The organism is Pseudomonas orientalis, assembly GCF_001439815.1.
Taxonomy (GTDB): domain Bacteria; phylum Pseudomonadota; class Gammaproteobacteria; order Pseudomonadales; family Pseudomonadaceae; genus Aquipseudomonas; species Aquipseudomonas orientalis.
Genome location: NZ_JYLM01000005.1, coordinates 1 through 18,760, shown reverse-complemented (window position 1 = coordinate 18,760; position 18,760 = coordinate 1). Strand labels below are relative to the sequence as shown.

The 18,760-nt window shown below is 59.4% G+C and carries 16 protein-coding genes, 4 tRNA genes and 1 riboswitch; of the genes, 16 read left to right on the top strand and 4 right to left on the bottom strand.

From position 1 onward, the window contains the following. Positions 1-122 precede the first annotated feature (122 nt). The 7 genes from TU82_RS13715 to astE all read left to right on the top strand — a co-directional run bounded on the left by TU82_RS13715 (position 123) and on the right by astE (position 7,931). Positions 123-1,343, top strand: coding sequence for an aspartate aminotransferase family protein (locus TU82_RS13715; protein WP_057723723.1), 1,221 nt, complete (start codon positions 123-125; stop codon positions 1,341-1,343). 197 nt (positions 1,344-1,540) lie between these two features. Then, positions 1,541-2,560, top strand: a complete 1,020-nt coding sequence (gene aruF / locus TU82_RS13710; protein WP_057723722.1) for an arginine/ornithine succinyltransferase subunit alpha — start codon at positions 1,541-1,543, stop codon at positions 2,558-2,560. 48 nt (positions 2,561-2,608) lie between these two features. Beyond that, positions 2,609-3,634 (top strand): arginine N-succinyltransferase, encoded by a 1,026-nt coding sequence (astA, locus tag TU82_RS13705; RefSeq protein ID WP_057723721.1) that lies wholly within the window; start codon positions 2,609-2,611, stop codon positions 3,632-3,634. Beyond that, entirely contained in the window at positions 3,631-5,100 is a 1,470-nt protein-coding gene (gene astD, locus TU82_RS13700; protein WP_162276162.1) for a succinylglutamate-semialdehyde dehydrogenase, read from the top strand. The genes astA and astD overlap by 4 nt, the downstream gene beginning before the upstream one ends. Positions 5,101-5,255: 155 nt before the next feature. Continuing rightward, a complete protein-coding gene (gene astB, locus TU82_RS13695; protein WP_057723719.1) occupies positions 5,256-6,602 on the top strand; it encodes an N-succinylarginine dihydrolase in 1,347 nt (448 codons plus the stop codon). Between the two features lie 25 nt (positions 6,603-6,627). Next, positions 6,628-6,915 carry a hypothetical protein gene (locus TU82_RS13690; protein WP_003175651.1) on the top strand — a complete coding sequence of 96 codons (288 nt, stop codon included), beginning with the start codon at positions 6,628-6,630 and terminating at the stop codon, positions 6,913-6,915. A gap of 11 nt (positions 6,916-6,926) precedes the next feature. Beyond that, positions 6,927-7,931, top strand: a complete 1,005-nt coding sequence (gene astE, locus TU82_RS13685) for a succinylglutamate desuccinylase (protein ID WP_057723718.1) — start codon at positions 6,927-6,929, stop codon at positions 7,929-7,931. 131 nt (positions 7,932-8,062) lie between these two features. Here the strand turns inward: astE and TU82_RS13680 are convergent, their stop codons facing one another. Beyond that, positions 8,063-8,572 (bottom strand): 6,7-dimethyl-8-ribityllumazine synthase, encoded by a 510-nt coding sequence (locus TU82_RS13680; RefSeq protein WP_057723717.1) that lies wholly within the window; start codon positions 8,570-8,572, stop codon positions 8,063-8,065. A 113-nt stretch (positions 8,573-8,685) separates the two neighbouring features. After that, a riboswitch (FMN riboswitch) is annotated at positions 8,686-8,855 on the bottom strand. Between the two features lie 190 nt (positions 8,856-9,045). Between TU82_RS13680 and ltaE the strand changes: the two genes are divergently transcribed. The 8 genes from ltaE to mgtE all read left to right on the top strand — a co-directional run bounded on the left by ltaE (position 9,046) and on the right by mgtE (position 16,795). After that, positions 9,046-10,050 (top strand): low-specificity L-threonine aldolase, encoded by a 1,005-nt coding sequence (ltaE, locus tag TU82_RS13675; RefSeq protein ID WP_057723716.1) that lies wholly within the window; start codon positions 9,046-9,048, stop codon positions 10,048-10,050. A gap of 146 nt (positions 10,051-10,196) precedes the next feature. After that, a complete protein-coding gene (gene alaS, locus TU82_RS13670; RefSeq protein WP_057723715.1) occupies positions 10,197-12,815 on the top strand; it encodes an alanine--tRNA ligase in 2,619 nt (872 codons plus the stop codon). A gap of 95 nt (positions 12,816-12,910) precedes the next feature. Then, positions 12,911-14,152 (top strand): aspartate kinase, encoded by a 1,242-nt coding sequence (locus tag TU82_RS13665; protein WP_057723714.1) that lies wholly within the window; start codon positions 12,911-12,913, stop codon positions 14,150-14,152. 175 nt (positions 14,153-14,327) lie between these two features. Next, on the top strand, positions 14,328-14,516 hold the full coding sequence (gene csrA, locus TU82_RS13660; protein ID WP_003175645.1) for a carbon storage regulator CsrA: 189 nt from the start codon (positions 14,328-14,330) through the stop codon (positions 14,514-14,516). Positions 14,517-14,578: 62 nt separating this feature from the next. Further along, positions 14,579-14,669 (top strand) — tRNA-Ser (locus tag TU82_RS13655). 108 nt (positions 14,670-14,777) lie between these two features. Next, positions 14,778-14,854: transfer RNA gene (locus TU82_RS13650), tRNA-Arg, on the top strand. A gap of 73 nt (positions 14,855-14,927) precedes the next feature. Continuing rightward, a tRNA-Arg gene (locus TU82_RS13645) sits at positions 14,928-15,004 on the top strand. 348 nt (positions 15,005-15,352) lie between these two features. Further along, positions 15,353-16,795, top strand: a complete 1,443-nt coding sequence (gene mgtE / locus TU82_RS13640; protein ID WP_057723713.1) for a magnesium transporter — start codon at positions 15,353-15,355, stop codon at positions 16,793-16,795. A 96-nt stretch (positions 16,796-16,891) separates the two neighbouring features. Here the strand turns inward: mgtE and TU82_RS13635 are convergent, their stop codons facing one another. The 3 genes from TU82_RS13635 to TU82_RS13625 form a co-directional block, all read right to left on the bottom strand. Beyond that, positions 16,892-17,218 (bottom strand): Arc family DNA-binding protein, encoded by a 327-nt coding sequence (locus tag TU82_RS13635; protein WP_003193592.1) that lies wholly within the window; start codon positions 17,216-17,218, stop codon positions 16,892-16,894. Between the two features lie 384 nt (positions 17,219-17,602). Next, a complete protein-coding gene (locus tag TU82_RS13630; RefSeq protein WP_057723712.1) occupies positions 17,603-17,782 on the bottom strand; it encodes a PA3371 family protein in 180 nt (59 codons plus the stop codon). A gap of 11 nt (positions 17,783-17,793) precedes the next feature. Beyond that, complete coding sequence (locus TU82_RS13625) at positions 17,794-18,021, bottom strand: hypothetical protein (protein ID WP_057724072.1); 228 nt, start codon at positions 18,019-18,021, stop codon at positions 17,794-17,796. Between the two features lie 321 nt (positions 18,022-18,342). On the opposite strand from TU82_RS13625, the gene TU82_RS13620 reads away from it, so the two are divergent. After that, positions 18,343-18,419 (top strand) — tRNA-Arg (locus tag TU82_RS13620). The last annotated feature ends 341 nt before the right edge of the window (positions 18,420-18,760 follow it).

The following is an 18,760-nucleotide window of genomic DNA, read 5'->3' as shown; positions in this document are numbered from 1 at the left end:
AAAAACGCGGGTTGGCGCTATAAGAAGTTGTCGCTTGGCGGCAAGGCCGCGCTGAAAACTGTCCTTACAATCCCTGCATCGCCCGCCAGTTCCAGGCAGGCGTTCCTCTTCAGGAGACTCCGATGTCCGTTGAGCAAGCCCCGGTGCAACGTGCCGATTTCGACCAGGTCATGGTGCCCAACTATGCACCTGCCGCCTTTATTCCCGTGCGTGGCGCAGGTTCGCGCGTGTGGGACCAGGCCGGTCGTGAGCTGATCGACTTTGCCGGCGGCATCGCGGTCAACGTATTGGGCCATGCCCACCCGGCGCTGGTCGGTGCACTGACCGAACAGGCCAACAAGCTGTGGCACGTCTCCAACGTGTTCACCAATGAGCCGGCCCTGCGCCTGGCCCATAAGTTGATCGACGCCACGTTTGCCGAGCGCGTGTTTTTCTGCAACTCCGGCGCCGAAGCCAACGAGGCCGCCTTCAAGTTGGCCCGTCGCGTCGCGTTCGACCGTTTCGGCAGCGAGAAATACGAGATCATCGCCGCGCTGAACAGTTTCCACGGCCGTACGCTGTTCACCGTCAACGTCGGTGGCCAGTCCAAGTACTCCGACGGCTTCGGGCCTAAAATCACCGGTATCACCCACGTGCCTTACAACGACCTGGCAGCGCTCAAAGCGGCCGTGTCGGGCAAGACCTGCGCCGTGGTGCTGGAGCCGATCCAGGGCGAAGGCGGCGTACTGCCGGCCGAACTCGCTTACCTGCAAGGTGCCCGTGAGCTGTGCGACGCGAACGACGCGCTGCTGGTGTTCGACGAAGTGCAAACCGGCATGGGCCGCAGCGGCCACCTGTTCGCCTACCAGCATTACGGCGTCACGCCGGATATCCTCACCAGCGCCAAGAGCCTGGGTGGCGGTTTCCCGATTGCCGCGATGCTTACCCGTGAAGACCTGGCCAAGCATCTGGTGGTCGGCACCCACGGCACCACCTACGGCGGCAACCCGCTGGCGTGCGCGGTGGCCGAGGCGGTGATCGACGTGATCAACACCCCCGAAGTGCTGGCCGGCGTGAACGCCAGGCATGAATTGTTCAAGGCGCGCCTGGAGCAGATCGGCAAGCAGTACGGCATCTTCACCCAAGTGCGCGGCATGGGCCTGCTGATCGGTTGTGTGCTCAGCGATGCGTTCAAAGGCAAGGCCAAGGACGTGTTCAACGCCGCCGAGAAAGAAAACCTGATGATTCTGCAAGCCGGCCCGGACGTGGTGCGTTTTGCCCCAAGCCTGGTGGTGGAAGAGGCGGACATCAAGGAAGGGCTGGACCGTTTTGAGCGTGCTGTAAAAGCATTGACGCAAGCCTGATTGGCTTGATCGGTCAAATGTGGGAGGGGGCTTGCCCCCGATAGCGGTGGATCAGTCACTTGATTCATCAACTGACACACTGCTATCGGGGGCAAGCCCCCTCCCACATTGGAATTACCCCTACATGGGGATAGGTGGTGTTTTCAGGCCTGTCCGGTATTTTTTCCTATGAGTTTTTCGAGTTAAGGAGTGACACCATGCTGGTGATGCGCCCCGCGCAAATGGTTGATCTGGGCGAGGTACAGCGTCTGGCTGCGGACAGCCCGATTGGTGTTACTTCCTTGCCGGATGACGTTGAACGCCTGAGCGACAAGATCGCCGCCAGCGAAGCGTCCTTCGCGGCCGAGGTGAGTTTCAACGGTGAAGAAAGCTATTTTTTCGTGCTCGAGGACACCGAGACGGGCAAGCTCGCCGGCTGCTCGGCCATCGTTGCTTCAGCCGGTTACTCCGAGCCGTTCTACAGTTTCCGTAACGAAACCTTCGTGCACGCCTCTCGCGAGCTGAAGATCCACAACAAGATCCACGTGCTTTCCCAGTGCCACGACCTGACCGGCAACAGCCTGCTCACCAGTTTCTATGTAGTGCCCGAACTGGTCGGCTCGCCGTGGTCGGAACTCAATTCCCGTGGCCGCCTGCTGTTCGTCGCCAGCCACCCGGAGCGCTTTGCCGACTCGGTGGTGACCGAGATTGTCGGCTACAGCGACGAAAACGGCGACTCGCCGTTCTGGGACGCCATCGGTCGCAACTTCTTCGACCTCAACTACGCCGCCGCCGAGCGCCTGTGCGGGCTGAAAAGCCGCACCTTTCTCGCCGAGCTGATGCCGCATTACCCGATCTACGTGCCGCTGTTGCCGGACGAGGCCCAGGAGGCCATGGGCCAGGTGCACCCGCGTGCGCAGATCACCTTCGACATCCTGATGCGCGAAGGCTTCGAGACCGATCATTACATCGACATCTTCGACGGCGGCCCGACGCTGCACGCACGGGTTTCGGGCATTCGCTCGATTGCCCAGAGCCGCGTGGTGCCGGTGAAGATCGGCGAGATGGTCAAGGGTGTCGGCCGCCAGTACCTGGTGAGCAACGCGCAGTTGCAGGATTACCGTGCGGTGATGCTGGAGCTGGACTACGCGCCGGGTAAACCGGTGACGTTGGACCTCGCAGCGGCTGAAGCCCTGGGTGTTGGCGAAGGCGCGAGCGTGCGCCTGGTAGCGGTTTAAAAGAGAGTTTCGCGGGTGGCTGTAAAGCGGCCCGTTCGAGGAGATAGCATGATCGTTCGTCCCGTACGCAGCAGCGATTTACCGGCCCTGATTGATCTGGCGCGCAGCACCGGCACCGGCCTCACCACCTTGCCGGCCAACGAAGAGCGCCTGGCCCACCGCGTGGGCTGGGCCGAGAAAACCTTTCGCGGCGAAGCCGGGCGCGGCGATGCCGACTACCTGTTCGTGCTGGAAAACGATGAAGGCCGGGTGGTGGGTATTTCGGCCATCGCCGGCGCCGTCGGCCTGCGCGAGCCCTGGTACAACTTTCGGGTCGGCCTGACGGTCAGTGCCTCCCAGGAGCTGAATATCTACCGCGAAATTCCGACGCTATTCCTGGCCAACGACCTCACCGGCAATTCCGAGCTGTGCTCGTTGTTTTTGCACGCCGATTACCGCAACGGCCTTAACGGCCGCATGCTGGCCAAGGCGCGTATGTTGTTTATCGCCGAGTTCCCGCAGCTGTTTGGCAACAAGATCATCGCCGAAATGCGTGGCGTGTCCAACGACGCCGGGCGCTCGCCGTTCTGGGAAAGCCTGGGTCGGCACTTCTTCAAGATGGAATTCAGCCAGGCCGACTACCTCACCGGCGTGGGCAACAAGGCATTTATCGCCGAGCTGATGCCGAAGTTTCCGCTGTACAGCTGCTTCCTCTCCGAAGACGCGCGCAACGTAATCGGCAAGGTGCATCCGGACACCGAGCCGGCGCTGAGCATGCTCAAGAGCGAAGGTTTCAGCTATCAGGGCTATGTGGATATCTTCGACGCCGGCCCGGCGGTGGAGTGTGAAACCGGCAAGATTCGTGCGGTGCGCGACAGCCAGTCGCTGGTACTCGCCATTGGCACGCCGGGGGACGACGCCACGCCGTTCCTGATCCATAACCGCAAACGCGAAGACTGTCGCATCACGGCCGCGCCGGCACGCCTGGCCGCGGGTACGCTGGTGGTCGATCCCCAGACCGCCAAGCGTCTCCAGCTGGTCGTCGGTGATCAAGTACGTGCTGTTGCGTTGTCTGCTGCTCGGGAGTCGAAATAATGAATTCGTTGTACATTGCAGGTAGCTGGCTGGCTGGCCAGGGTGAACTGTTTGAATCGCGTAACCCGGTGACTCAGCAAGTGCTGTGGAGCGGCAACGGCGCCACTGCCGAGCAGGTCGAGTCCGCCGTGCAGGCGGCCCGTCAGGCGTTTCCGGACTGGGCTCGCCGTTCGTTGGAAGAGCGTATCGTCGTGCTCGAAACGTTCGCCGCTACCCTGAAACGCCGCGCCGACGAGATCGCCCGTTGCATCGGTGAGGAAACCGGCAAGCCGCTGTGGGAATCGGCCACTGAAGTCACCAGCATGGCCAACAAGATCGCGATCTCGGTGCAAAGTTATCGCGAGCGTACCGGCGAGAAGAGCGGCCCTCTGGGCGACGCCACCGCTGTGCTGCGCCACAAGCCCCACGGCGTGGTGGCGGTGTTCGGCCCGTACAACTTTCCCGGTCACTTGCCGAACGGCCATATCGTCCCGGCGCTGCTGGCGGGTAACACCGTACTGTTCAAACCGAGCGAGCTGACGCCGAAAGTTGCCGAGCTGACGGTGCAGTGCTGGATCGAAGCGGGTTTACCGGCGGGCGTATTGAACTTGCTGCAAGGCGCGCGGGAAACCGGTATCGCCCTGGCGGCCAACCCCGGCATCGACGGTCTGTTCTTCACCGGTTCCAGCCGCACCGGCAACCATCTGCACCAGCAGTTTTCCGGGCGTCCGGACAAGATCCTGGCCCTGGAAATGGGCGGCAACAACCCGCTGGTGGTGGACGAAGTGGCCGACGTGGACGCGGCGGTGTACACCATCATCCAGTCGGCGTTTATCTCCGCCGGCCAGCGCTGCACCTGCGCCCGTCGCCTGCTGGTGCCGGAAGGCGCCTGGGGCGATGCCTTGCTGGCACGTCTGGTGGCGGTCAGCGCCGCCATTGAAGTGGGCGCGTTCGATCAGCAACCGGCGCCGTTCATGGGCTCGGTGATTTCCCTGGCAGCCGCCAAAGCCTTGATGGACGCCCAGGAGCTGATGTTGGCCAATGGCGCGGTGGCGCTGCTGGAAATGACCCAACCCCGGGATCAGGCCGCCTTGCTGACCCCGGGCATCATCGACGTGACGGCGGTGACCGAGCGCGAAGACGAAGAGCTGTTCGGCCCGCTGTTGCAGGTGATTCGCTACGCTGATTTTGCCGCGGCGATTGCCGAGGCCAACAACACCCAGTACGGCCTGGCCGCAGGCTTGCTATCGGATTGCGAGGCGCGTTACCAGCAGTTCTGGGTGGAAAGCCGCGCCGGCATCGTCAACTGGAACAAGCAACTGACCGGCGCCGCGAGTACGGCACCGTTCGGTGGGGTAGGGGCCTCGGGCAACCATCGCGCCAGTGCGTATTACGCGGCGGATTACTGCGCGTATCCGGTGGCGTCGCTGGAAGCGCCAACGTTGGTGATGCCCGCCACACTAACCCCCGGCATTACCCTGATCTAAATGTGGGAGGGGGCTTGCCCCCGATGGTGGTGGATCAGTCTCTGATTTATCAGCTGATAGATCGCTATCGGGGGCAAGCCCCCTCCCACACTTGATTTGTGGTGTGTTCAAGTAATTTGAAGCCTATAAAAACAGATGTTCGTGGAGCCTCGCCGATGAAATCCTGTGAAGTCAATTTTGACGGTCTAGTGGGGCCGACCCATAACTACGGCGGTTTGTCCTTCGGCAACGTCGCGTCCCAGAGCAACAGCCAGCAGCATTCCAACCCGAGGGAAGCGGCGTTGCAGGGGCTGCAAAAAATGAAAGCGCTGATGGACATGGGCTTCGTACAAGGCGTGCTCGCACCCCAGGAACGTCCGGATGTGGCCGCCCTGCGCAACCTCGGTTTCGGCGGCACCGACGCTCAAGTCATCGAGCAGGCGGCCAGGCAGGCCATGCCTTTGTTGGTGGCGAGCTGCTCAGCCTCAAGCATGTGGGTGGCCAATGCCGCCACGGTCAGCCCCAGCGCCGACACGGCGGATGGCCGCGTGCATTTCACCGCCGCCAACCTCAACTGCAAATACCACCGCAGCATCGAACACCCCACCACCAGCCGGGTGCTGGGGGCGATGTTCGCCGACCAGAAGCACTTCGCCCACCACTCGGCGTTGCCGGCAGTGGCGCAGTTCGGCGATGAAGGCGCGGCCAACCACACGCGCTTCTGTCGGGAATACGGTGAAGCCGGAGTCGAGTTTTTCGTGTTTGGCCGCAGTGCGTTCGATGCTCGCTACCCGTCGCCGCAAAAGTACCCGGCGCGCCAGACCCTCGAGGCGTCCCAGGCGGTTGCACGTCTGCACGGCCTGAAGGATGAAGGCGTGGTGTATGCCCAGCAGAACCCGGCGGTGATCGATGCCGGTGTGTTCCACAACGACGTGATCGCCGTGGGCAACGGCGAGGTGCTGTTCTACCACGAGGACGCGTTCCTCAACACCGAGCAGATGCTCGCCGAACTGCAGGGCAAGCTGGGCAAACTGGGCGGCAACTTCCAGTCCGTGTGCGTGCCGCGCTCCCAGGTCAGTGTCGAGGATGCGGTGCGGTCCTACTTGTTCAACAGCCAGTTACTGACGCGTCCCGACGGCTCGATGCTGCTGATCGTGCCGGAAGAATGCCGCGCCAACCCGCGTGTCTGGCAGTACCTGCAGCACCTCACGACCTCTGGCGGGTTGATCCGCGAAGTCAAGGTGTTCGACCTCAAGCAAAGCATGCAGAACGGCGGCGGCCCGGCATGCCTGCGTTTGCGCGTGGCGTTGAACGAAACCGAACTGGCGGCGGTGAATCCAGGCGTTATCATGACCGCGCCGCTGTACGACACCCTGACCCAGTGGGTCGACAAGCACTACCGCGACCGCCTGGGCGAAACCGACCTGGCTGACCCGCAGTTGCTGCTTGAGTGCCGGACGGCACTGGATGAACTGACGCAAATCCTTAAACTGGGCTCGGTTTATCCTTTCCAGATCAATTAACGCCCTACGGCTGAGATATTTATTTATGACCGACACCCTGAAGCTGATCCTTGAAGACACCGACGGCACCCAGCTGGAAACGTCCTGCACCCGCGTTGCCGTGGTCTGGCAGGGCAAGGAGATCTGGATCCAGCACGACGGCCGTGGCCAGTTGCTGATCGGCGTGGATGTGGAGGAGGGCGACGCCGAGTACGCCAACCTGCTGATGCGCCCGCTGGCGACCAACCTGATGAGCCTGCAACTGGAAATGGAACCGGCCGACGTCGAAGGTGATGACGACGATCACGTCCACGGCCCAGGCTGCAACCACTAAGGAAGCTGCTTATGCTCGCCCTCGGCAAACTGCTTGAACTGACCCTCGCCGGTCGCGAACCGGCGCAAAAAATTCAACTGACTGTCGACGGCGTGCAGATGCGCTGGCTCAGCGAGGGCGCGCTTGAAGTGCGCCCCCCTGAAGCCCGGGACAATGGCGGCGACCTGCTGCTGTCGTCCGGCATCCATGGCAACGAGACCGCGCCGATCGAATTGCTCGACCGCCTGTTGCATGGCATCGCCGGTGGGGAGATCAAACCCCGCACCCGTATTCTGTTCCTGTTCGGCAACCCCGAGGCGATGCGTCGCGGCGAGCGTTACCTTGAACTGGACATCAACCGGCTGTTCAACGGTCGTCATGAAAGCAACATTGGCCCCGAAGCCATGCGCGCCGCCGAACTTGAACAGTTGGCTCGCAGCTTTTTCAGCCAGCCGGGCCGTTCGCGCCTGCATTACGACCTGCATACCGCGATTCGTGGCTCGAAGATCGAGCAGTTTGCGCTGTATCCGTGGAAAGAAGGGCGCCAGCACTCGCGCCGCGAGCTGGAGCGCCTGCGCGCCGCCGGCATGCAGGCGGTGCTGCTGCAGAACAAGGCCTCTATCACCTTTACCGCGTTTACCTACGAGCAACTTGGTGCCGAAGCCTTCACCCTGGAGCTGGGCAAGGCGCGGCCCTTCGGGCAGAACCAGGGTGTGGATGTGTCCAGGCTGGAGACCCGCCTCACGCACATCATCGAAGGCACCGAGCCTGCGTCCGACAGCCTCGACGGCTTGCAGCTGTTCGCCGTTGCGCGCGAAGTGATCAAGCACAGCGACGCGTTCCTGCTGCATTTGCCGGCGGATGTGGAAAACTTTTCGGAATTGGAAAAGGGTTATCTGCTGGCCGAAGATGTGGCCAAGACGCGGTGGGTAATCGAGGAAGAGGGCGCGCGGATCATCTTTCCCAACCCCAAGGTGAAGAATGGTTTGCGCGCGGGAATTCTCATCGTGCCTACCACAGAAGCTGGCCTTGCATAGGTCTGATGCCTGACTGGCTCCAAATGTGGGAGGGGGCTTGCCCCCGATAGCGGTGCTTCAGCTACAGATGAGCTGACTGACACACCGCCATCGGGGGCAAGCCCCCTCCCACACTCGTTTTTCGGTGTTGCTTAGACCGCTACAGCACGCGGCTCGCTACGGCGGATCGCCCGCACCTTGTGCAGGGTGTCGGCACACGTACGCGCAGCTTCCTGACCCTTGTGCACGAAGTGCTCATAGAAGAACGTGGTGTGTTCGCTGCCGCCGTGGAAGTGATGCGGCGTCAGCGATACCGAGAACACCGGCACTTCGGTTTCGAGCTGCACCTGCATCAAGCCGCTGACCACCGATTGCGCGACGAATTCATGGCGGTAGATCCCGCCATCTACCACCAGCGCGGCGGCGACGATACCGGCGTAACGGCCGGTCTTGGCCAGCAGCTTGGCGTGCAGGGGCATCTCAAAGGCGCCGCCGACTTCGAAGAAATCGATGTCCGATTCCTGGTAGCCCTGGGCGATCATTTCGGCGAGGAAGCCTTTGCGTGATTGGTCGACAATATCCTTGTGCCAGCAGGCCTGGATAAACGCGACGCGCTCGCCGTGATGGTTTTTGCTTTTACTGTCGATTGCGGTGGGTTGCATGTTCTGACTCCTGTTTAAGAAAAAAACAGGGCGTTATGAATCGAATGGGATTTAAGGGTATGCACCGCTGTTTCATGCAGGCATGAGATCAGCGCGCGGCCCTTAGGTGCCAATCCCGTTCTCTCTTCATCCGGACTATGACCGTCGGCCCCGGGATCACACCGGGTCTGCTGACCTTGTCGCCGTCCTGCCTGAGCAGTTCGAGGCGCCAAGCGCTCGCGGGCTATGCACATTGCGCGCAATTACCGCCGGTGGGGAATTGCACCCCGCCCTGAGAACGTTGCCACCAGAACCCTGGCGGCGGAGAGTTTTTAACATGGTTTTTCAAAAACTGCACGGTTGCCGTATCGATAAGCTATATCGGTTTGTTTGGTTGGTATTCGATTGAATGCAGTAGGGACTTGATATTGCGTGGCTTTGCCCGCAGTAATCACTCACAAAAGGACTTATCCATTCCGTTAGAGGCCCCCTTCATGACCGTGATTGACCTGCGCAGCGACACCGTGACCCAACCCACCCCCGGTATGCTCGACGCGATGGCCAGCGCCGTCAGCGGTGATGACGTCTACGGTGAAGATCCCAGCGTCAACACACTGGAGGCCGAGCTCGCCAGCCGCCTGGGTTTCGACGCCGCGCTGTTCGTGCCCACCGGCACCATGAGCAACCTGCTGGCATTGATGGCCCACTGTGAGCGCGGCGAGGAATACATCGTCGGCCAGCAGGCCCATACCTACAAATACGAAGGGGGCGGGGCGGCCGTGCTGGGCTCGATCCAGCCGCAGCCGCTGGAGGTGCAGGCCGACGGTTCCCTCGATCTGAATCACGTGCTCGAGGCCATCAAGCCCGACGACTTCCACTTTGCCCGTACGCGCCTGCTGGCGCTGGAAAACACCATGCAAGGCAAAGTGCTGCCGCTGGAGTATCTGGCCAGGGCGCGTGCGTTTACCCGTGAACATGGGCTTGCCCTGCACCTGGATGGCGCGCGGCTTTACAACGCGGCGGTCAAGCTGGGTGTGGATGCGCGTGAAATTGCCGGGCATTTCGATTCGGTGTCGGTGTGCCTGTCCAAGGGCCTCGGTGCGCCGGTCGGTTCGGTGCTGTGCGGTTCCACGGGGTTGATCGCCAAGGCGCGGCGCCTGCGCAAGATGGTCGGCGGCGGCATGCGCCAGGCCGGCTCCCTGGCGGCGGCGGGCCTGTATGCCCTGGATCATCAGGTGCAGCGTTTGGCCGATGACCACGCCAATGCCCAGTGGCTGGGGGATGAGTTGCGCCGGGCGGGTTATACGGTGGAGCCGGTACAGACCAACATGGTTTATGTGCAGATGGGTGACCGGGCGCAGGCTCTGAAAGCGTTCGCCGCCGAGCGTGGAATCAAGTTGACTGCCGCGCCGCGTCTGCGCATGGTCACGCATCTGGATGTCAGTCGGGCGCAGATCGAGCAAGTCGTGCAGACATTCGTCGCCTTTTCGCAGAAATGACAGTGCAGGCCGTCTAATTGACTGTATCTATCACATAAACACGCTGTACCACCGGCAAAGGGCCGATATAATGCGGCCCTTTGCCGTCGCTCCGTCTGATGATGTTGCGCACTGGCCTTTGGCCGCAGCCTCCGTGGAAGAACCTAATGAAAAGCGCAGAAATCCGTGAAGCCTTCCTTCGCTTCTTCGAAGAGCAAGGCCACACCCGTGTAGCCTCAAGCTCCTTGATCCCAGGCAATGACCCTACCCTGCTGTTCACTAACGCGGGGATGAACCAGTTCAAGGACTGTTTCCTGGGCCAGGAAAAGCGCGCCTACACCCGCGCCACCAGCAGTCAGAAGTGCGTACGTGCCGGCGGCAAGAACAGCGACCTGGAAAACGTCGGTTACACCGCGCGTCACCACACCTTCTTCGAAATGCTGGGTAACTTCAGCTTTGGCGATTATTTCAAGAAAGATGCGATCACCTTCGCCTGGACCTTCCTGACCGGCGTGCTGAAGCTGCCCAAGGAAAAGCTCTGGGTGACCGTCTACGCGACGGACGACGAAGCCTATGACATCTGGACCCAGCAAATCGGCGTACCTGCCGAGCGCATGATCCGTATCGGCGACAACAAGGGCGCGCCTTACGCTTCCGATAACTTCTGGACCATGGGCGATACCGGCCCGTGCGGCCCCTGCACCGAGATCTTCTACGACCACGGCGACGATATCTGGGGTGGCCCGCCAGGCTCGCCGGAAGAAGACGGCGACCGTTACATCGAGATCTGGAACAACGTGTTCATGCAGTTCAACCGCACCGCCGACGGTGTGTTGCACCCGCTGCCGGCTCCGTCGGTCGACACCGGCATGGGCCTGGAGCGGATCAGTGCGGTGATGCAGCACGTTCACTCCAACTATGAAATCGACCTGTTCACCAACCTGCTGAGCGCCTCGGCGGCGGCCATTGGCTGCGCCAACGAAAGCCAGTCTTCGCTCAAGGTGGTGTCGGACCACATCCGCTCCTGCGGCTTCCTGATCGCCGACGGCGTGCTGCCGTCCAATGAAGGCCGTGGCTATGTGCTGCGCCGCATCATCCGTCGCGCCTGCCGTCACGGTAACAAGCTGGGCGCCAGCGGCAGCTTCTTCTACAAGATCGTGGCTGCGCTGGTGGCCGAGATGGGCGACGCCTTCCCGGAGCTCAAGCAGCAGCAAGCCAACATCGAGCGGGTTCTCAAGGCAGAGGAAGAGCAGTTCTCCAAGACCCTGGAGCACGGCCTGAAAATTCTCGAGCAGGACCTGGCTGACCTGAAAGGTAGCGTGGTGCCGGGCGACGTGGTGTTCAAGCTTTATGACACCTACGGTTTCCCGATGGACCTGACCGCCGACATCGCCCGTGAGCGCGAGCTGACCATTGATGAGGCGGGTTTCGAGCGTGAGATGCAAGCCCAGCGCGTGCGTGCGCGTTCGGCCAGCTCGTTTGGCCTGGACTACAACACCTTGGTCAAGGTTGATGTGCCCACCGAGTTCATCGGCTACAAGGCGACTGCCGGTTCGGCCAAAATCGTTGCCATTTATAAAGACGGCAAGTCGGTCGATGTGCTGAACGAAGGCGATGAAGCGATTGTGGTCCTGGATCAGACGCCGTTCTACGCGGAGTCGGGCGGCCAGATCGGTGACTGTGGTTTCCTGGGTTCGACCTCCGGTCGTTTCGAGGTGCGCGACACCACCAAGACCGGTGGTGCGTTCCTGCACCATGGTGTGTTGGTGCTGGGCAACCTGGTCGTCGGTGCGCCTGTGGATACTCAGGTCGATGCCGATGTACGGCACGCAACCGCGCTGAACCACTCGGCCACGCACTTGCTGCACGCAGCGTTGCGCCAGGTGCTCGGCGAGCATGTCCAGCAGAAGGGTTCATTGGTCGATAGCCAGCGCCTGCGGTTCGATTTCAGCCATTTTGAAGCGATCAAACCAGAGCAGATCAAGGCGCTGGAAGACATCGTCAACGCTGAAATTCGCAGGAACTCCCCGGTTGAAACCGAGGAAACGGACATCGAGACCGCCAAAAACAAAGGCGCCATGGCGCTGTTTGGCGAGAAATACGGTGACCAAGTGCGCGTACTGAGCATGGGCGGCAGTTTCTCGGTGGAACTGTGTGGCGGTATCCATGCCAACCGCACCGGCGACATCGGCCTGTTGAAAATCATCAGCGAAGGCGGTGTGGCCTCGGGTGTGCGGCGTATCGAAGCGGTGACCGGTGCTGCGGCGCTGGCCTACCTCAATGCCGCCGAAGAACAACTCAAGGAGGCGGCCGGCCTGGTCAAGGGCAGCCGCGACAATCTGATCGACAAGCTGTCGGCCGTGCTTGAGCGCAACCGTGCGCTGGAGAAACAGCTGGAGCAGTTGCAGGCCAAGGCCGCCAGTGCCGCGGGCGACGATCTGTCGGCCTCGGCGGTGGACGTCAAGGACGTGAAAGTCCTCGCGGCACGCCTGGACGGTCAGGACGGCAAGGCGCTGCTGGCCCTCGTCGATCAGTTGAAGAACAAGCTCGGCCGCGCAGTGATCCTGCTCGGCAGTGTCCATGAGGATAAGGTCGTTCTGGTTGCCGGTGTAACCAAGGACCTGACTGGCCAACTCAAGGCCGGTGATTTGATGAAGCAGGCTGCTGCGGCAGTGGGCGGCAAGGGCGGCGGTCGTCCGGACATGGCGCAAGGCGGTGGTGTAGACGCCGGTGCCCTGGACGCAGCCTTGGCCTTGGCCGTGCCGTTTGTCGAAGCAGGTATTTAAGGCACTGTTAATCGGCCCGTGGTCTAGTCACGGGCTTGTTCAGTGCGGGTGGATTGGATATTAGGCGCCCCTTTACGGGCTGAGGCGGCTTGGAAATGGCTTTGATCGTACAGAAATTCGGAGGCACCTCGGTCGGTTCTGTCGAAAGAATCGAGCAGGTCGCCGACAAGGTTAAGAAGTTCCGTGATGCCGGCGACGACCTGGTCGTGGTGCTGTCGGCCATGAGCGGCGAGACCAATCGCCTGATCGACTTGGCCAAAGCCATCAGCGGTGATCAACAACCGCTGCCGCGTGAACTGGATGTGATTGTGTCCACCGGTGAGCAGGTGACCATTGCGCTGCTGGCCATGGCCCTGAACAAGCGCGGTGTGCCGGCGGTGTCCTACACTGGCAGCCAGGTGCGTATCCTTACCGACAGCGCCCATACCAAGGCGCGCATCCTGCAGATCGACGATCAGAAGATTCGTGCCGATCTGAAGGCTGGACGCGTGGTGGTTGTAGCCGGTTTCCAGGGTGTGGACGAGCAGGGCAATATCACCACCCTCGGGCGCGGCGGTTCGGACACCACTGGCGTGGCGCTGGCAGCGGCGCTCAAGGCTGACGAATGCCAGATCTATACCGATGTGGATGGCGTCTACACCACCGATCCGCGCGTCGTGTCCGTGGCCCAGCGCCTGGACAAGATCACCTTTGAAGAGATGCTGGAAATGGCCAGCCTCGGTTCCAAGGTGCTGCAGATCCGTGCGGTGGAGTTCGCCGGCAAGTACAACGTTCCGCTGCGCGTATTGCACAGCTTCAAAGAGGGTCCGGGCACCCTCATTACTATTGATGAAGAGGAATCCATGGAACAGCCGATCATTTCCGGCATCGCCTTCAACCGCGATGAAGCCAAGCTGACGATCCGTGGCGTGCCAGACACCCCAGGTGTGGCCTTCAAGATCCTCGGTCCTATCAGCGGCGCGAACATCGAAGTCGACATGATCGTGCAGAACGTGTCGCACGATAACACCACCGATTTCACCTTCACCGTGCACCGCAACGAGTACGATGCGGCTGAGCGTATCCTGCAGAACACCGCGAAAGAGATTGGCGCCCGTGAAGTGATCGGCGATACCAAGATTGCCAAGGTGTCGATCGTGGGCGTGGGCATGCGCTCCCACGCCGGTGTTGCCAGCCGCATGTTCGAGGCGCTGGCCAAGGAAAGCATCAACATCCAGATGATCTCCACATCGGAAATCAAAGTCTCGGTGGTGATTGAAGAAAAGTACCTGGAACTGGCTGTGCGCGCGCTGCATACCGCTTTTGAGCTGGACGCTCCGGCCCGACAGGGCGAGTGATGCGATGCCAGGAAGGCGCGGCTTACCGCGCCTTTCATTTTTTTTGTTGAGCGCATGTTCTTTTGCGTGGGCTCGACAATACTTAGGCGGTAGGGCTGCGACCATTTGGTTGTAGGTCGAATGCCTTTTTTTTGCAGACTGTTGTTCCTGAAATGAATTGCGTGAGGTGAAAGGTATGTTGATTCTGACTCGTCGTTGCGCAGAAAGCCTGATTATCGGTGATGGCGAAATCACCGTGACCGTGCTCGGCGTCAAAGGCAATCAAGTGCGTATCGGGGTTAACGCTCCGAAAGAGGTAGCGGTCCATCGCGAGGAAATCTACCTGCGGATCAAGAAAGAGAAGGACGAAGAACCAAGCCTTTAATTTTTATCGTTTTTTATGTTTGCAAACGGGGATGAACGTGGTTAATATACGCCCCGTGTTGCGGAGAGCTGGCCGAGTGGCCGAAGGCGCTCCCCTGCTAAGGGAGTACACCTCAAAAGGGTGTCGGGGGTTCGAATCCCCCGTTCTCCGCCATTATTTGCTTAGTACGTTGCAATCTGGTTTTTTCGGTAAGTTGTTGAAAATACTCGAAAAAATAGCTTTACATAGAGATTGAACGGCCTATAATGCGCGGCAACAAATGCACTCGTAGCTCAGCTGGATAGAGTACTCGGCTACGAACCGAGCGGTCACAGGTTCGAATCCTGTCGAGTGCACCATTTAAGAGTTAGCTGCAGCGATGCAGGTGACTTTGCTTCAACCAGTTGTGACCTGGTCTAAAAAGCACAATCTGCACTCGTAGCTCAGCTGGATAGAGTACTCGGCTACGAACCGAGCGGTCACAGGTTCGAATCCTGTCGAGTGCACCATACAAACAAAAAGCCCGCCTAGTGCGGGCTTTTTGCCGTCTGGGGTTTGTGTAGGTTTTATCCGGGCGTGTGCTTTTTTCTATTTCCCGTGTGTTTTCCCTCCTGGCTGCATCGTCGCAATTCATAGATGCGGCCAATACTCAACTTTGGCTTGCAAGCGCTTGTTCTTTCCAGTTTTTTGACGTTAAAAGCGGCCGGGCGGTGTATCATGCGCCGGTCAGCCCCGCCGGGGCTTGTGGACTGCCTCCATGGACTTACCCAGTAGTAACTCAGTACCCCGCTTTACCAATCATGAATTGACTGATTGATCCTTCCGGCGCGCTCCGCTGCTGGGAGTGGAGTTCGCCTATGACCGAAGTAGAAGTAAAGAAAACACAAGAAAGCCTGCAGGATCGCCTGGCTCAAGTTATCGAGCTGCTGCAGCGCCAGCGCGTGGTCGAAGACCTTACGCACCGCCAGGAAGGTCCGCACCACGACCGCGTCGAAAACCTGGTTCACCGGCAGAATCTCGTCGAGTTGCAACGTAAGCTCGATGATCTTCACTCCGCCGACGTTGCTTATATTCTCGAAGCCTTGCCCCTGGATGATCGACTGACGCTCTGGCAGTTGGTCAAGGCTGATCGCGACGGCGACATTCTCCTCGAAGTATCCGATTCGGTCCGCGAAACCCTGATTGCCGACATGGACGATCATGAACTCCTGGCTGCAGCCAAGGAGATGGATGCGGACGAACTGGCCGACCTGGCGCCCGAATTACCGCGTGATGTCGTTCATGAGCTGATGGAGGCACTGGACACTCAGCAGCGTGAGCGTGTGCGTTCTGCACTGTCTTATGATGAAGACCAGGTCGGCGCGCTGATGGACTTCGAGATGGTCACCATCCGCGAAGACGTCAGCCTGGAAGTGGTGCTGCGCTATCTGCGTCGCCTCAAAGAGCTGCCAGGCCATACCGACAAGCTGTTCGTAGTCGACTACGAAGGCATCCTCAAGGGCGTATTGCCGATCAAGCGCCTGCTGGTAAATGATCCGGAGAAGAGAGTTGCTGACCTGATGGCCAGCGATACGGTGAGCTTTCACCCGGACGAAGACGCCTACGACGCGGCCCAGGCTTTTGAGCGTTACGACTTGATCTCGGCTCCGGTGGTCGACAAGAACGGCAAGCTGATCGGTCGTCTGACAATCGATGAAATCGTCGACCTGATTCGTGAAGAGAGTGAAACCGAAGTCCTCAACATGGCAGGTTTGCGTGAAGAGGAAGACATTTTTGCTTCAGTCTGGCGTTCGCTGCACAACCGTTGGGCTTGGCTGGCGGTCAATTTGATTACCGCCTTTATCGCGTCCCGCGTGATCGGGCTGTTTGAAGGTTCCATCGAAAAGTTGGTGGCCTTGGCGGCATTGATGCCGATAGTGGCTGGTATCGGCGGTAATTCCGGTAATCAGACCATCACCATGATTGTGCGTGCCATGGCGCTTGACCAGGTCAGCACCGCCAATTCTTCGCGTTTGCTGCGCAAGGAGTTGGCAGTAGGCCTTATCAACGGCCTGGTGTGGGGCGGGGTGATAGGGGTAGTGGCTTACTTGCTATACGGCAGCTGGTCGCTGGGCGTGGTGATGACCGCTGCCATGACCCTCAATTTGCTGTTGGCGGCCTTTATGGGGGTTCTGATCCCTATGACCTTGGCACGTCTGGGGCGCGACCCTGCCATGGGCGCCAGCGTAATGATTACGGCCATGACTGACAGTGGTGGCTTTTTCATCTTTCTGGGCTTGGCCACAATCTTTCTGCTCTGATCTTTCCTGCGAGGGCAACTCTGCCCTCGCTTCCCTTGCTCAAATCCCAGGCAAAAAAAAGCCAGCATATAGCTGGCTTCGGCTTTCAAGTGTCAATCAATTGGCTTCTGCGGCCGCCTCTACGTCGTGCGCGATCAGCGATACGAGAGCATTTTGCTGGCGATGGGAAAGCTGACGAAAACGCTGCAGCAGTTCGCGTTCGTGCAGTGACAGCTCTGGGCTGTCCAGGCGCATGCTTAACTCTTCACCCAAGGCACCTTCCTGAATAAGGCTCTGTTCCAGGCGAGCGATGATTTCGGAGTTCATGCTGCGATGATGATTGCGAGCCACCTCGGCAATGCGTTCCCGCATTCCGTCTGGCAGACGTACGACGAACTTGTCAGCCGTACGGCTGGAATAAATTGCCTGTTTCAATGGGCGCATATATTTAACCGGTTAGTTCAGGGGAGCGGTTTTTGGAATTGGCCGCAAGATGAGTGTTAAGACAAGGCTCACGACCAAAGTTCAACCCGAATTGCAAAGAGGCCGCATCATGCCTCAGATTTGACATTTCCTTGGCGTCAATTCTGTGACAAATATTGAACCGCCTAAAGGCTTTATGCCAGCACTGATTTGCATTTTTGCGGACTGGTTGGAAAAGTTTCCACGTGGATCGGTCATTGCCAATCTACGTGTACGCCGTGTCCGACGCGGATTGAAGGGCGCACGCCCTGCGCAGCATGGCCTTTTGCCCTCATCTATCAGGATAGTGGCAGTTTGCTGATTTACTGGCACGGGCCGACATAAGGTAGGGGAGGGGGGAGGAGACTAGCGTAACACCGGGTCGAATTTGATACGGCGACCGATGGCGAGCGACAGGATCAGCAGGCAGCCGAACACGGCGCTGGCGATGAATGCGAGGGTTGCGCTTTCGCGCACGTCGTTGTTCAAGCCTATTAGGGCTGTCACGAGTGTCAGGCAAAGAAATAGCCATGCAGATTTAGACATGAGTGGCACTCTCAGAATACCCAGTGTTCGGATGCTGGGGCGGCCTGGGTGTCTTGGGTCAAACGAATGGGCGATCGGGCTTCGGCATTCATCACCGCCAACTGGGGGCGTTGCTGCAGATGGTGGGGGACGGGTTGATTGATCTGAGCGGAGTCCTGCACGTTGACAGGCTGGAAGTGAAAGGTAGCCAGCGCGGCCAGTGCCAATGTGTTCAGACCGAGCAAAAGGGCGCTGTTCATAATTTCTTCTCCGTATGCCTGGGTCAAATAGGTTTTGTAGAAGAACTGTTGCAGCTCTCGTGCCAATCTATTAGTTCAATATAAACAATGGCTTGTGTGTGGATTAGGGTTGTATCACATTGCAATTTGCAATGGTGCCCATTTGCTGGAGTGCAAACTGCACGATGGTGTGGTGCGTCCCAAATATATTGGGTTGTGTCATGCATGTGTCTGCGGGATCGGCCGACAATCAAAAAGCCAACGGATGACATGACAAAATTAACCTTGGCCGTTAATATGCACGCCGTCCGTCGCTGGCCTTTGGCTCAATGATCGCGATTTGTCCCAGTAGCTCAATTGGATAGAGCATCCCCCTCCTAAGGGGAAGGTTGGCCGTTCGAACCGGCCCTGGGACACCATCTCCTTAGCTGTATGTCTTATTGGCGTTCGCCGTATAGAACACCCCTGCTCCTTTGCCTCGCCATAATCGCTCCCAAGAGGGGTATTCAGCTCGTTTTCCCGAAATCCCCCGCTTCTAATACGCCTTGGGTGTTCGTCTATATATAGAAGGGGAGTGACCTTGAAGGAAAAATCCATTTTTTCGGTTTAAGTGCTTGACGTCCCTGCCGGATTCTGTAGAATTCGCCTCCCGCTTACGAGAGATCGCAAGCGCAAGTGGTTGAAGTTGTTGAAGAATTCTTCGAAAACTTCTGAAAATAACCGCTTGACAGCAAATGAGGCTGCTGTAGAATGCGCGCCT